Source organism: Clostridium fermenticellae (genome assembly GCF_003600355.1).
GTDB classification, from domain to species: Bacteria; Bacillota; Clostridia; order Clostridiales; family Clostridiaceae; genus Clostridium_AV; species Clostridium_AV fermenticellae.
The window spans coordinates 2,503,668-2,517,332 of record NZ_CP032416.1; the positions used below are offsets into that span (position 1 = coordinate 2,503,668).

12 protein-coding genes are annotated in these 13,665 nt (G+C 28.8%); 1 reads left to right on the forward strand and 11 read right to left on the reverse strand.

The window, feature by feature from the left end; all coding sequences use genetic code 11:
• Nucleotides 1–58 precede the first annotated feature (58 nt).
• A complete protein-coding gene (locus tag D4Z93_RS11585) occupies nt 59–391 on the forward strand; it encodes a hypothetical protein (RefSeq protein ID WP_119973699.1) in 333 nt (110 codons plus the stop codon).
• A gap of 15 nt (nt 392–406) precedes the next feature.
• On the opposite strand, the gene D4Z93_RS11590 is transcribed toward D4Z93_RS11585, so the two are convergent.
• From D4Z93_RS11590 to D4Z93_RS11640, 11 genes are all read right to left on the reverse strand, one after another.
• Nucleotides 407–841, reverse strand: a complete 435-nt coding sequence (locus tag D4Z93_RS11590; RefSeq protein WP_119973701.1) for a Fur family transcriptional regulator — start codon at nt 839–841, stop codon at nt 407–409.
• 20 nt (nt 842–861) lie between these two features.
• Nucleotides 862–1,413 (reverse strand): manganese efflux pump MntP, encoded by a 552-nt coding sequence (locus tag D4Z93_RS11595; protein WP_119973703.1) that lies wholly within the window; start codon nt 1,411–1,413, stop codon nt 862–864.
• A 120-nt stretch (nt 1,414–1,533) separates the two neighbouring features.
• Complete coding sequence (locus D4Z93_RS11600) at nt 1,534–3,108, reverse strand: S41 family peptidase (RefSeq protein WP_243105942.1); 1,575 nt, start codon at nt 3,106–3,108, stop codon at nt 1,534–1,536.
• A gap of 152 nt (nt 3,109–3,260) precedes the next feature.
• Nucleotides 3,261–4,142 carry an SLAP domain-containing protein gene (locus tag D4Z93_RS11605; RefSeq protein ID WP_119973707.1) on the reverse strand — a complete coding sequence of 294 codons (882 nt, stop codon included), beginning with the start codon at nt 4,140–4,142 and terminating at the stop codon, nt 3,261–3,263.
• A gap of 273 nt (nt 4,143–4,415) precedes the next feature.
• A complete protein-coding gene (locus D4Z93_RS11610) occupies nt 4,416–6,092 on the reverse strand; it encodes a WG repeat-containing protein (protein WP_119973709.1) in 1,677 nt (558 codons plus the stop codon).
• Between the two features lie 70 nt (nt 6,093–6,162).
• Complete coding sequence (locus D4Z93_RS11615) at nt 6,163–7,494, reverse strand: transglutaminase-like domain-containing protein (protein ID WP_162920302.1); 1,332 nt, start codon at nt 7,492–7,494, stop codon at nt 6,163–6,165.
• A 247-nt stretch (nt 7,495–7,741) separates the two neighbouring features.
• Nucleotides 7,742–8,533 (reverse strand): sensor histidine kinase, encoded by a 792-nt coding sequence (locus D4Z93_RS11620; RefSeq protein WP_243105943.1) that lies wholly within the window; start codon nt 8,531–8,533, stop codon nt 7,742–7,744.
• A 156-nt stretch (nt 8,534–8,689) separates the two neighbouring features.
• Nucleotides 8,690–9,424, reverse strand: a complete 735-nt coding sequence (locus tag D4Z93_RS11625; protein WP_119973712.1) for an ABC transporter permease — start codon at nt 9,422–9,424, stop codon at nt 8,690–8,692.
• Nucleotides 9,424–10,329 carry an ABC transporter ATP-binding protein gene (locus D4Z93_RS11630; protein WP_119973714.1) on the reverse strand — a complete coding sequence of 302 codons (906 nt, stop codon included), beginning with the start codon at nt 10,327–10,329 and terminating at the stop codon, nt 9,424–9,426. Before D4Z93_RS11630 ends, D4Z93_RS11625 begins: the two co-directional genes overlap by 1 nt.
• Nucleotides 10,330–10,446: 117 nt before the next feature.
• The gene (locus D4Z93_RS11635) at nt 10,447–11,124 is read right to left on the reverse strand and encodes a response regulator transcription factor (RefSeq protein WP_119973716.1); all 678 of its coding nucleotides are present in this window, start codon (nt 11,122–11,124) and stop codon (nt 10,447–10,449) included.
• A 498-nt stretch (nt 11,125–11,622) separates the two neighbouring features.
• Nucleotides 11,623–13,644, reverse strand: coding sequence for a leucine-rich repeat domain-containing protein (locus D4Z93_RS11640; RefSeq protein ID WP_119973718.1), 2,022 nt, complete (start codon nt 13,642–13,644; stop codon nt 11,623–11,625).
• Between the last annotated feature and the right edge of the window lie 21 nt (nt 13,645–13,665).

A 13,665-nucleotide genomic window follows, 5' to 3' on the forward strand; every position in this document is an offset into this window, starting at 1 on the left:
ACTTATTTACATTTTTTGGTTATTATATTGTTAATGAAACTTATTTTAGGAGGATAATATGAAAAAAATCTTTACACTGATATTAATTATACTAACACTTTCATCTTTTGTACTTGCAAGTCATATTTATCATGGCAGCAAATGCAAAAACATCGAATATGCCGCTCAATATTATATTACCACAGGAATATTTAATCGTTATAAGTTATCAAATGTTAATAGTACAAAACTATCATTTTCAAACGGACAAATGGCTGTAGTGAAAGTAGATGGTCTGGCATATAAATCTCCACATAGGAGATTAACATATGATATATTCTTAGAGAAAAACAATAGTGGTACATGGAGAATGAAAAAAATATACCCCGATAAATCGTATTCAAATAACTAGACAGAATAGTTGTACCTATCTATTCTGTCTTTTTATTTTTTTTTGACACTCTTCACAAATACCTTTTATATTTGTTTTTAATCCTTCATCAAATAAATCAAAACCAGTATTATTTTTAATAATCTGCTTTACCTCCTGCATAGGACAATCTATTTCTATTTTTTTGTTGCACATTATACATCTTAATATATGTTTGTGATGTTCCCTTCTAATTGCATAAACATACCTTTGTTTATCCAGATTAAATCTTATTATTATATTTTTATCTTCAAATAATTCAAGAGTTCTATAGACAGTAGACAAATCTATATTTTCATTTTTATTTTTACACTCTTCAAATATACATTCGGCACTAATTGCTTTTTCACTCTCAAGTAAAGTATTAAATATACTTACTCTAGCTTTAGTAACCTTTAATCCTTGTTCTTTCAAATACCTACTTGTATTCAAAACAATATCACCTCAAGTTTCTACAAGAGTATCATTTTAAGTCCAAATAGAATAAGTATTGCCCCTCCCACATAATCTGCATACTTACTCAATATCTCAATGCGTTTTAAAAATCTTGCAATTAAAAATGCTATACTAGACATAATTAGAGTCACAATCCCTATAAACATTGTATATTTCAGTATGATAAAATTATTTGATATATTATTAAACATTGTAAATCCTATAACGGCTGCATCTATACTCACTGATATTCCGAGTATTACAAACATCTCTGGTTTTACCAAAATAGATTTATTTCTCTTCTCATGTCCTTCCTTAAGCATCATAATTCCAACGATGACTATTAACATTCCTCCTATTATCTGGGGGATAGATGTTACGTATTTATTGAACAATATTCCTATGTATGATCCAATAAATGAAAATAAAAATTGAAAAATTCCGAAGGAAAGTATAAATTTAATTTTATATTTTATATCTATATCATGGCTAAAACCTATAGCCAATGCTACTCCAAAAGCATCTAATGAAAGAGCCAATGCAATTAAAAATAATGATTGAAAATTCATTTAGTTATATTCTCCTTAAAATGTGTGATTACCTTCTTATATATTATTATGTTCATACAGCGAGTTTTATAAAGAATTTTTTATACTATTTTTAATTAAACACCTTTAAAATATTACATATTATTTAACTGAAAAAGGTCTCAAAGTACCAAAAATTCTTACTAGATAAGTTTCACCACTTTGTAAGTTATTCTTTGGTACCAAATTTATCTTATTTCCAGCAATTTTTTTAATATCAAAAGCTACTCTTTCACCAGTGTTAGCATCTATAATTTCAAATTTTGAATTATCTTTTAAACTATCTGAATCTAAATTTTTATTAAAAGTTACAGTAAACACTTTATTTTTTTCATTATTGTTCGATGCAGTTAAAATCTTATAATCTGAATATAAAAACTGATATACATTATTAAAATATTCTTCTGGTGCCTTAATCCATCCTTTATCAGTTCCTATATAAATCTTACTTTTATCCACATTTTCGATTATATACTTAAATGCAGTCCAATGTGAATCATCCTTTGCAGTATTTAAATTAATTTCAAAATCTGTTCCATTTATGTTTGCCTTAATATACCCTGATTTATCATATGTTTTTACACATTTCCCGGACAATAATTCAGCCACCTTTAAAGACAAATTATCATCATCTACTTTGAAATCTGGAGATATTCCAACCTTTTGTATAGTATTACCCATAGGTGAAAAGAATTTTTCAACAGTAAGTTTCAAATAACTTCCATCTGTTAATCCAAATATCTGTTGAGCTACTCCCTTACCATAGGTCGTACTTCCAACAAAAAACGCCTTCTTATAATCCTTCACTGCAGCCGATAAAATCTCCGATGCACTTGCAGTATTCTTATTAGTTAAAAATATTACAGGTTTATCAATTATGCTTCCCTTGTCAGATGCAAGATATCTAACCCTGCTTCCCGATCTATCCTCTACAGTTATTGCTGGCTGTTTTCCTACAAAATTACCAGCTATATCTAATGCAGTTGACATATAACCTCCACCATTATTTCTTAAATCTATTATGTAACTGTCCGGATTTTGCATCCTTAAATTTTGTAACTCCTCTGTAAATAGCTTAGAAGTATCTTCACCAAAAGAAGTTATATCAATATAAGCAGTATGTCCATTTAGTACTTTTCCAGTTACAGTAGGTACACTTATTTCTTTTCTTTCAACAGTAAAATCAAACTCTTTATCATTTCTTTTTATCACAAGTTTAACAGATGTCCCTTCACTGCCTTTTATATAGGAAGATGCTTCTGTAGAGTCAAGTCCGACAAGTGACTTTCCATCAGCAGATAATATTATATCTCCTGATTTAATACCAGCCTTCTCTGCCGGGGATAAAGATATTACATTATTGACTAACACTCCATCCTTAACAACTTGTATGTATACGCCTATTCCACACATTTTATTATCTATGGAATCCACAAAATCCTGCTGTTCCTGCTTTGAAAAATATTCAGAATACGGATCATTTAATTGCTTAATCATTTCCTGTATAGTAGCTGCATTTAAAACATTATCTGAGACTGGTTCCACATAATAGTTTTCAATATAATATCTAGCTTCATCAATAACTGAATCAGCCTGTACACTATTTTGGAAGGTTACAATGAATACTACTACAAAAATTGCTAATATACACCTAAATCCAAACCTAAATTTTTTCACATATCCACCTTCTTTTATATTTCATCCTTAAAAGCTAATATATTCTATATTTGTAATTAAAGCTTACTACATTATCTGATAAAATTACAAGTACTTTTGTAAAATTTTTATATATAAAAAAGACACTTTAAGATAGCTTAAAGTGTCTTTTTTTAATTTTGTGCATTTTTCGGTACCTTGGCTAAAGGCTCTGATTTAAATAAAATCTCCCAGTCATCTAATGATATATTCTCCTGTACTCTTATATTTGTAGGAAATACAAAATTACACATCTTTGCCTTAAGCGGATTTACTACAAAATTATTAAGTTCAAATATATTAGATTTTACAACATTTCCATTCTGATCTTTTATACTCACTGGCATCTTTTCCAATTTGATAGGTTTAGAAGTAGCATTCCTCATTATAATTGTAGCTAATATATGTCCACCTGTATCAAGTCCTATACTAAATTTAGATATACTAAACTCACCTTCATTTAAGTCAGGAAGTTCGTCCAAGAAGCTCTCCAATACCATCCTATTATTCGTATCCATTACTGGTAAATCCTGATATGACACCTTAACTTTTTTGAGAGCTTTAAGCCTTGCATCAAAAGCTATTTTCCAACCATTCAAAGGAATTTTATCTACATATACGTTCTTTTTTTCAAAATAAAGCTTTACTGGTCTTGCCGCACCAGATGGAATCTCGCCAAGTTCCTCTAAATTAAACATCTGATAAGCCAATTTATCACCTTTAGAATTCAATAAAATAAATGGTATGTATTTTAAAGCAATACTTTTTGAATAACCATTTCTTATGTAAGCTTTAACTTCCAATTTGTCCTCTAAATCATAAGCATAAATACCAGATACATTTAACTCTCCTTCTTTTATTGGGGGAAGCTCATCTATTTCATCTTTCAATATTTCCTTCTGAACATCAGACATTATAAGTTGATCATGATCAACAAGTGAAAGGACTGTTGGAACATCTGCTTTAGCATCTTTGCTAACATTGCTTGTTTTTGTTTTTTGTACTTTTTTTACCATTATATACCTCCAAGCTTCTATAATTACTACAAACGCTTAAATATCAATTTCAAATCAACTATAATATATTATTAAATTATAGTTAAATATAAATAAGTTTTCATTTTCTAATTTAATATATCATAATAGAGTTGTAAAATCAAATTAATTTGGTTAGAATTTATTCAACGAAATATTAATGTAAATGCTGTATTTTCGTAATAAATAGAGCGTTTATTCGCATAAACTCAACATACTTATTCTTGTATTAATTGTATTTATATTACATGTATTCTACTTATAGTCTACAGTGAAATTTTTTTCTATAAGTTTTTGATTTAATGTCTTCCCATCTTTAGATTTTATGCCATTTAATATTGTAATAGTATAGTCTTTACCAATATCATACCCGGAGTACGGAGGTTCTATAATAACACTCCTTGAATCTTGATAAACCAACTTCGAATTAAGTTCATTTCCACTGCTGTCTTTAACACTAATATTATCAACTATATCATCACCATAATTATCATCATCATCCGTATTGTTACTCTTTCCAATATCTATAGGTCTATTAAATTTTATCTTCCATTCTTTATATCGATTGACATCTTGACTATTAGCTAAATAACTAATATCTTTATTAATAAATATAGTATAGACATCATCCTTTTCAGCCACAGCAACTCCGCCTGCAAAATTAGAAACATAATCATATTTGCGTTCGATCACGGTATTACCAAGTCTATCCACAATACCCCATTTATCGTTTATTTTCACTACTGCAGTTCCTTCATTAAAATCAGAAGCATAATCAAATCTTGGATCAATTACAGTCTGCCCTTTTCTATTTATAAATCCATACTTTGATCCATCAAATACTCTAGACAATCCATCTTTAAATGAATATATATCTTCATACCTGGGTTTATAATTTATCTTTCCATCTTCATTTATAAAATATTTTCTTTCACTGTATTTTACAATAGCTTTTCCTTCATGATAATCAGAGATATCATTAAATTTAGGTGATATCAAAAATTTTCCATCCCGGTCAACAATACCTTTTAGTCCATCCTTAACAACTACAAAATTTCCATCATTATTCTGAGTTATATTAGTATACTCTACGTCCAAAACAGTTTTGCCAGTTCTATCTATAATTCCATATTTATCATTATTTGAAACAGCTATAAGATTTTTATTTAAGAAATATACATTATTAAACTGAGGTTGTACTATGATTTTTCCCGTTTTATCTGCAATTCCCCATTTTTTATCTTCTTGTACAGGTGCAATTCCATCTTTAAATGCTTTCATTCTATCAAACTGCATAGCTTTAAAATTTCCAGTCTCATCAATAACTCCCCATGTTCCATTCTTTTTTACAGGTGCTATACCATTATCAAAATCACATTCATCATCAAATTGAGGTGAAATGATAAGATTACCATTTTCATCTACAAAGCCATACTTACCATTTATCATTACTCTGGCCCTGTCATCTTCAAAACTATAGACATTATCAAACTGTGGTGAAACTATAACTTTGCCTGTATAATCTATAAATCCCCATTTTGAATTAATAGAAATCCCGGCAAATCCATTCTTGAAATCATATAAGTTATCAAATTGAGGATTTACAATAACTTTTCCCGTTTTATCTATAAAACCATATTTTGATCCTTTTTTAACTCTTGCAATTCCATTATTAAAGCTGTCAATAGATATAAATTGAGGCTTCAATATAACTCTCCCTTTACTATCAGCTAATCCATAAAGTCCATCCTTCTCTATCTTAAGCAGTCCATATTTAAAACTTGAAATATTATTAAATGAATTATCCTTTGGTATATTAATACTTGTAATTGAATCATCCGCAAATACAGTGTTTAAACTACCTGCCAAAAATAATGTGGAACATAGAATAGAAAAAATTATCATGAATTTAAAATATTTTTTTAACCCCATATGGCATCCTCCCAAATCGTATTTTTAAAGTCCTGCTATATAATTATTAAATTTAAATCAGTCATATAACCTACTTGTCCAATATTTCTATGGTTGTTTTTCTATCTACTTTTACTCCACTGCCCTCAGTATATGAATAATACAAGGTAGAATCCTTGTTATCACCTTGAGGTGTATAGCCCTCTATGAAATGACCGGAATCACTTAAATTTGAAAAATAGCTGTAATCTATTACCCTATTATTATTATAAAAATATTCATTAGTTGGCTCCACTACTATCCACCCATAACTTGGAAGATAGTATTCTGCCCATGCATGAGCATCATTTGATGGATCTATACTTGTTCTACTACTAAATTCTCCAGAATTAACCCAATACCCGGTCACAATCCTTGCAGGAACCCCTGATGCTCTTAAAAGTGCTGTAAACAATTCTGCATAATCCTCACAAACGCCCTTTCCAGTCAGAAGAGCGTTTAAAGCGCCTTTATTAGCATTATTTGAATCATAAGTCATATACATATTTACGAACTCATATGCCTTTTTTGCCTTATAATATGGATTATCTATTCCAGAAAAAAGTTCCGATGCCTTATCTTTTATTTGTTTTGAAGTGCTTTCTACATTTTGCTCTGGTGAAGTATATTCGTTGTAATCACTAAACTTGCTATAGTCATTAGATGTTTTCGATAAATCTTCTGTATACTTTATTCCACTATTTTCAACTGTTCTTGTAAGTTGATATTCTACACCTTCTCCGGGTTTAACATATGCCGATGCAGTCATCTTCTTATGAGAAAAATCATCATCTGTTATTTTTGCATTTCCACCTGAAACCTCAGTGCTCAAATCCTTTTGATAAGGAGAATCACCTTGAGCCCCAACATTAAATGTCAAGTCAACATTTGTAGCTTTTTTAGATGTAACTGTAAAAGTATCCGTAATTTTATAGCTATGAGTGTCCTCAAGTTCATAAACATTATTCAAAGTTGAAAATTTCATCATGCCAGGTGTTTTCAAAACATTTCCACTTGTTGATCTTATATTGCTTACATATAGAGTATAATTCTCTCCAGAACTATAATTTTCTTTTGGGCTTACAGTAATATAATTCTTTCCTAATGTCATATCAACATCAATATTATTCCCATTTTCATCAATAACTTTAATATTATTGCTATTTACTGAACTCGAATCTATATTATCTGAAAATAATATTTTCCATGACTTGTCCACAGATATGTTTTGCTGAGTTGGAAACACCTTATAGGATAAACTATCTGCTAAAACTGTTTTAGGCATTAGTAAAAATAAAGTAAAAAACATTGAAACAACTAAAAATCTAAACACATTTGAATCCTTGTTTTCAGTATATTTTATTATTGTTTTAACATGTTCCATAAAACTCACCAACCTTATTTTATATATACTTAATATAGCATATTAAGTACTAACTAACAATAAAAATAATAACAGCCTATAATTTGTAATTCACATTTATTTTTAATAACATTTCAAATTTTTTAAAAAATAAGACCTTAAATAATTTATGGATTACTTACTATCAATATTAGTATTAATATGAGGTATTTGGTACATTGCATTTTGTGGTAGTTTTAAATTACTTGTAAAGTGATGATATATTTTATTAAACTTTAGGAAATGAAATATATATTGAGAATTTGCCATTATTATAAAACGCCTCTATTGTTCCATTTAACCGTCCGGTAATTTCTTTGGCTATTGTAAGCCCCAATCCTGTAGTTTTTTTATTTCTAGATTTATCTTTCGTATAAGAACGCTCAAAAATATAATCTAAATCATCCCTAGCCATGGGTTCACTAAGATTAGAAAAAGTAAATATATAACTACTATCTGCTTCATGGATTTCAAACCAATATCCCCCATTACCATGTACAATTGCATTAAATAAAATATTTGAAAATATCCTTTTTACTGCCTGTTCATCTCCCTGTATTATACATGGTTTTTCTGGCAAATGAACAGTTGGTTCTTGTCCCTTTTTATAAAAATCATCATAGTACATGGTAAGTGTATCTACCAAAACTTTTTTTGCATCTATAGGCACATGTTCATAAGTAATCTCACCTGATTCAATACGTACATACTCAAATAATTGTTCCAGTAGTATCTTAACCATATTTTGCCGTTCTAATATTATTGCTAAATACTCTTTGTATTCTTCTTCTGTAACACTTGTCTGGAGCATTTGAACGTATCCACTAGCAGTTGTGAGTGGAGTTCGTAAATCATGCGAAATATTAGTTATACTCTGTCTAAAATTCTTGTTTAATCTTTTAATATGTATACGAGATAGTCTAATATCTCGTATTAACTTATTGAGCTGATTAACCAGATTAGTAATATCTCTTTGCTTTGCTACTACTGTCAGCAGCTGATTGGTATCTTTTAGATTCATAATTTCCTCTAACTGTTTAGTAATATGCTTAATATTCATCCGATAATACAGATGATAAAAAATAAGTATAATAAACATAAATATGAACAAAAAAGTTGTAACTACCCAAATATTTTTCATATTGACTCCTTATATACTTTTGTTCCTTCTTGTCAATCAATCTACGTCCCTCTTTGAAAATAACAAACTAGATCCAAAAACTGTAATTATTCCAATTAACAAAAATACAATTGAATAATTCACAACATCCTCTGGTTTTGAATTAAAATCAACTATGGTATTACGCATATTTGTAAGAGAGTATCTTTTAAAAATATCATTCTTTGTTATCAAAGTAAGCAAATTTACTATGAAGCTGCTACTTGCCACTAGCAAAATAGAAACTATAATTGTAACGCCTTCATTTTTTAATAAATAAGCCAAAAAAGTACCAATTCCTGCGGTGCCCCAAAACATGCAAATTATCCCAATATTCATTCGAATAAATGCAGCCGCATCAACTTGTCCTAGTTGAAATAGCATTATAGTTGATAATAAATTTAAAATGCCAAAACCTAATAAAACTATTGTAATAACAGAAGACATAGCTATATACTGTCCAAGAACTAATTTCCATCTGGCTATTCCATGGCAAGTCATTTGTCGTATATTGCCATTGGCGTATTCAGCAGTAATCATACAAGCCACAAATATGAGAATGATATAGAAAATAAAATCTACGCTATAAGATTCTTGATAACTAGAAATTCCTGTTCCTAACATCCTGGATTTTGTCGCAGTAGAAATTGAAATAAATGTAATAATATTCATTCCTAACAATATAATTGAAACAGCATAAAAAATCCTGCTTCTAAATATTTTATAAAATTCACTGGAAATTACATTCATCATTATTTATCACCATCCATCAACTTTACAAAATATCCTTCTATATCATTGCCTTCTAAGCAAATCCTTGATACTAAAATACCATTCTCAACCAATTCTTTATTAATTTGTTCTGGTATATCCAAGTAATCATAAATGCAAATCTTTCCTTCATCAAATACTTTGAAATCTGAGCTGTTGATGTTATTTTTTAAAATATAGGCTGCTTTTTCAGAATTATTCACTACAATGGTAAGACACTTTTTGCAACGTTCTTCCAATTCTACTGCTTGAAATTCATCAATAAGTACTCCTTCATGTATGACTCCATATTTTGTCGCAATCTTAGTAAGTTCTCCTAAAATATGAGATGAAATTAAAATAGTAATTTCATTTTCACTATTTAGTTTTAATAGTAATTCTCTAACTTCTTTGATACCAGAGGGATCTAATCCATTAATAGGTTCGTCTAGTATAAGAAAATCAGGATTACCTAATAAGGAAATTGCAATGGATAAACGCTGTTTCATACCAAGAGAAAAAGCTTTAGTTTTCTTTTTGCCTGTATTTTGTAAACCAATCAAGCTTAGAACTTCATCTACATTACCATAGTCTGTAATACCAAGCAGCTTATCATAATAAATCAAGTTTTGCCTTGCTGTCATATCAGGATAAAGTGCTGGCTGTTCAATAATACATCCCATTCTTTTCCTGGCCTTTTCTAAATTGCTACTTTCAAACAGTTGAATATCACCCTTATCATGATAAATGAGTCCACAGGCAATTTTCATAATTGTTGTTTTACCTGCACCATTTTTCCCTATCAAGCCATAAATATCGCCCTTTTCAATATTAAGATTAACCTTATTTGCAGCTATTTGTTTTCCATATTTTTTAGTTAGATCATTAGTTTGTAATACTAAACTCATATATTTTACCTCCTACTTTCCATCGTTAAAATATTATTTAATGCTATATTTAAATAATAAATGAAAGGTATTAAAATAGAATTTAGAATTTATCAAGAAAGTATCAAGTTTTATGAATTAATTATCTTGCATTTTGTATCCTATTCCCCAAACTGTTTTTATGTATTCTTCTCCATGTTTCAACTTATTACGCAAATTACTAACATGTACCGTTACCACTCTTTCATCCAGAATATATTCTTCAGACCAAACACTCTCAAATATATTCTGCTTGGTAAATACTTTCTTAGGGTTACTAATTAATAATTCTAATATACTATATTCTTTTACAGTAAGTTCAATAGACTCATCATTAATAGTTACAATATGATTTTCACTATCTAAAGCCAAATCTTTAAATTGGAATATGTTGGCTTTATCCATGGTTGTACCCTTATTTGTTCTTCTTAATACTGCACCTATCCGCACAATTAATTCTTCATTATTAAATGGCTTTGTTATATAATCATCTGCCCCATCTCGAATCAATTCAAGTTTAGTGTCTAAATCATCTTTTGCTGATACACATATAATAGGAATTTGGAATTGTTCGTTAACTTTCGTTAGAATTTCTTCCCCACTTAATCCTGGCAACATTAGGTCCAATAAAATCAAATCAAAAGACTCTTTTTCTAATAATAAAAGCGCTTCTGTACCAGAAAACGCAGCTACTACTTCATATCCATTTTTTCTTAATAAAGTTTGTACCATTTTATTAATTTTAGGATCATCCTCTACAATTAATATCTTATTCATCCTTCTCTACCCTTCTATAAATAATCTCAATCGATTCTACTTTTTAATTTATTTCATATTAATGTAAATAACCTACATAATATTATATCAAAGAATTTCTAAACTCAATAACATAACTTCCAAATAGTGAAATCACACTAAGTTTACCATGTTCTACAGTGTGTCTGTATGTTCTTTACATTATTTATAACTAATGAGGGCTAGTCATTTTCATTTATATATACTTCAATATAATTTACAATATTCAGATGCATAGCAGCAAAGCTTTAAACTTACAGCCTTCACCGGCTAGTTTTAGATTAATTTATTACAATCAATTAGGGACTTACAAAAATATACATTTTAAAGGAGCTATCGCTCCAAAAACATAAAAGGGAAGCTGATATATCAAGCATCGTTGACAGTTATATACGTAATAAGGACAAACTTGACTCATACCCCGGAGTATGAGTTAAGTTTGTCCTTATAATGCATATATCTATAAGCAATGCTTGATATTTATTTTGTTACATCTATTGAAGAAGGCAGTGAATTTATCTGTGAATCAGATACATTGTCACCAGTTAACGTTAAATCCTTCAATTTAGGAAGATTCTTAATTGGAGTAATATCAGTTATATTGTTATCACTAACATCCAAAGTTTTAAGTACATTCAACCCTTTAAGCGCACTTAAATTAGAAACAGAGTTCTTTGAAAAACTAAGTACTTGAATGTTAGGCATATTAGAGATCACACTTATATCCCCTATATTGTTCTTATCAAAATATAATCTTACAAGCTTACTAAGACCATTTAAAGGACTAATGCTACTTAAATTATTTGTGTTTAAGCTTAGTATTTCAAGATTATTTAATTTTGATATTGAATTTATATCACTTATATTATTGTTATCAAGGCATAATTCCTGAAGATCACTCATATTCTGTAAGCCTTGAGTACTACTCAATTTATTCTGATATGCAGTAATCCATTTCATATCAGTTAAATCAGCAAGTGCCTTAAAACTTGATATCTGATTCTTATTTATAGATAATCTCTCGATCTTATGTAAATTTGAGATTGGAGAGATATCCGATATTGAGTTTTCATTTAAATTTAATGTTTTTATTCCTGTTAGACCCTCTATAGGTTCTATATTTGAAATACTATTTGTATCTAAGCTTAATGTTTCCAAATCAACTAAATTCCTTAGTGGTTCAAGTGAGGATATCTTATTGTCTGATAAGGTTAGATTTTTTAAGTTTACTAAATTCTCCAATGGAGTAATGCTAGTCAGTTCACTATCTGTAGCCGTTAAACTCTTTAAGTTTGTTAAATATTTTAGTGAATCTAAGCTTGATATACTCACTTTATACATATATAGATCCTCAAGTCCTGTTAATCCTTCAATTGGAGTTAAACTTTTTATATTATTCTTTCCAAGATTTAATACCTTTAAATCTGTTACATTTTCAATTCCAGATAAATCAGTAACATTCTTTTCCCACAAATTAAGCTCAGTTAATCCATCAAGTTCTGATTTTCTTATATCTCCAGCAGGTTTTTCTATTTTATTTCTAATTGCATCTTCTAAATTTTTATCTTTAAATCTGACAATTACATACGGATCATTTATTAAATCATCTAGTGATGACATATCATATATCTCTTTATTTCTATACCTGACCCAGTGTAAATTTTTAAAATTTTTAAGTTCTTTTATATCATCTATTTTATCCTTATCCAAATTTAATCTGTTTAATTTAGTTAAACCTTTAAGAGGTGCTATCTCTGTTACCTGATTTTCATCTATATAAAGTTTTTTTAAATTCTTTAAATTCGATAAAGGTTCTACATCATCTATATTATTTCTACTCAATATAAGAGTATCAAGATTTTTGATATCCTTCAAATTATCAGCATCATCAACGGTATTATCAGATAATACAAGTTTCCTAAGCTTTGTTAAATCACTTAAATATCTAGGATTACTTATTTGATTTTTACTCAAATCAAGCTCCTTTAATGATTTTAATTTTCCAAGGCTGTCTATATAACTTATCTTATTATCACTTAAATTTAATTTTTCAAGCTTGCCTAACCCCTTGAGCGGTTCAATATCATATATATTATTCTTATAAAGATTTAGACTTTTAAGATATGGCAGATATTGAAAAGGTGTCATATCACTTATAACATTATTGCTCAGGTCAAGCTTTTGAAGATTTTGCATATATTCTATCCCCGAAACATCAGTTATGTTCTTACCTCTTAAGTTTAGAACTGTAACTTTAAGCATGTCATCTTTTGTAATTGAACCATGCATTTTATTTATAGCTTCTCTAACTGCAAGCTCAAAGTTTTTATCTTTAAATTGTATGTTTAAATTACTTTGTATATTTGGAGCAAGAATTTTACTTAAAGCATTACTTTTATTTTGAGTTTTATCTGGAATATATGCCGCCATTACCGATGTAGTATAAATACATACAAGTATTCCTGCAAGGCATACTACAATCCTTACCTTTTCTTTACCCATATAATTAATTTACCCCCTTAT

Excerpts from the sequence above, each read along its gene's own strand:
- D4Z93_RS11585 (WP_119973699.1), top strand. The coding sequence starts at position 59 with ATGAAAAAAATCTTTACACTGATATTAATTATACTAACACTTTCATCT.
- D4Z93_RS11595 (WP_119973703.1), bottom strand. The coding sequence starts at position 1,413 with ATGAATTTTCAATCATTATTTTTAATTGCATTGGCTCTTTCATTAGAT.
- D4Z93_RS11605 (WP_119973707.1), bottom strand. The coding sequence starts at position 4,142 with ATGGTAAAAAAAGTACAAAAAACAAAAACAAGCAATGTTAGCAAAGAT.
- D4Z93_RS11610 (WP_119973709.1), bottom strand. The coding sequence starts at position 6,092 with ATGGGGTTAAAAAAATATTTTAAATTCATGATAATTTTTTCTATTCTA.
- D4Z93_RS11615 (WP_162920302.1), bottom strand. The coding sequence starts at position 7,494 with ATGGAACATGTTAAAACAATAATAAAATATACTGAAAACAAGGATTCA.
- D4Z93_RS11620 (WP_243105943.1), bottom strand. The coding sequence starts at position 8,533 with ATGAATCTAAAAGATACCAATCAGCTGCTGACAGTAGTAGCAAAGCAA.
- D4Z93_RS11625 (WP_119973712.1), bottom strand. The coding sequence starts at position 9,424 with ATGATGAATGTAATTTCCAGTGAATTTTATAAAATATTTAGAAGCAGG.
- D4Z93_RS11630 (WP_119973714.1), bottom strand. The coding sequence starts at position 10,329 with ATGAGTTTAGTATTACAAACTAATGATCTAACTAAAAAATATGGAAAA.
- D4Z93_RS11635 (WP_119973716.1), bottom strand. The coding sequence starts at position 11,124 with ATGAATAAGATATTAATTGTAGAGGATGATCCTAAAATTAATAAAATG.
- D4Z93_RS11640 (WP_119973718.1), bottom strand. The coding sequence starts at position 13,644 with ATGGGTAAAGAAAAGGTAAGGATTGTAGTATGCCTTGCAGGAATACTT.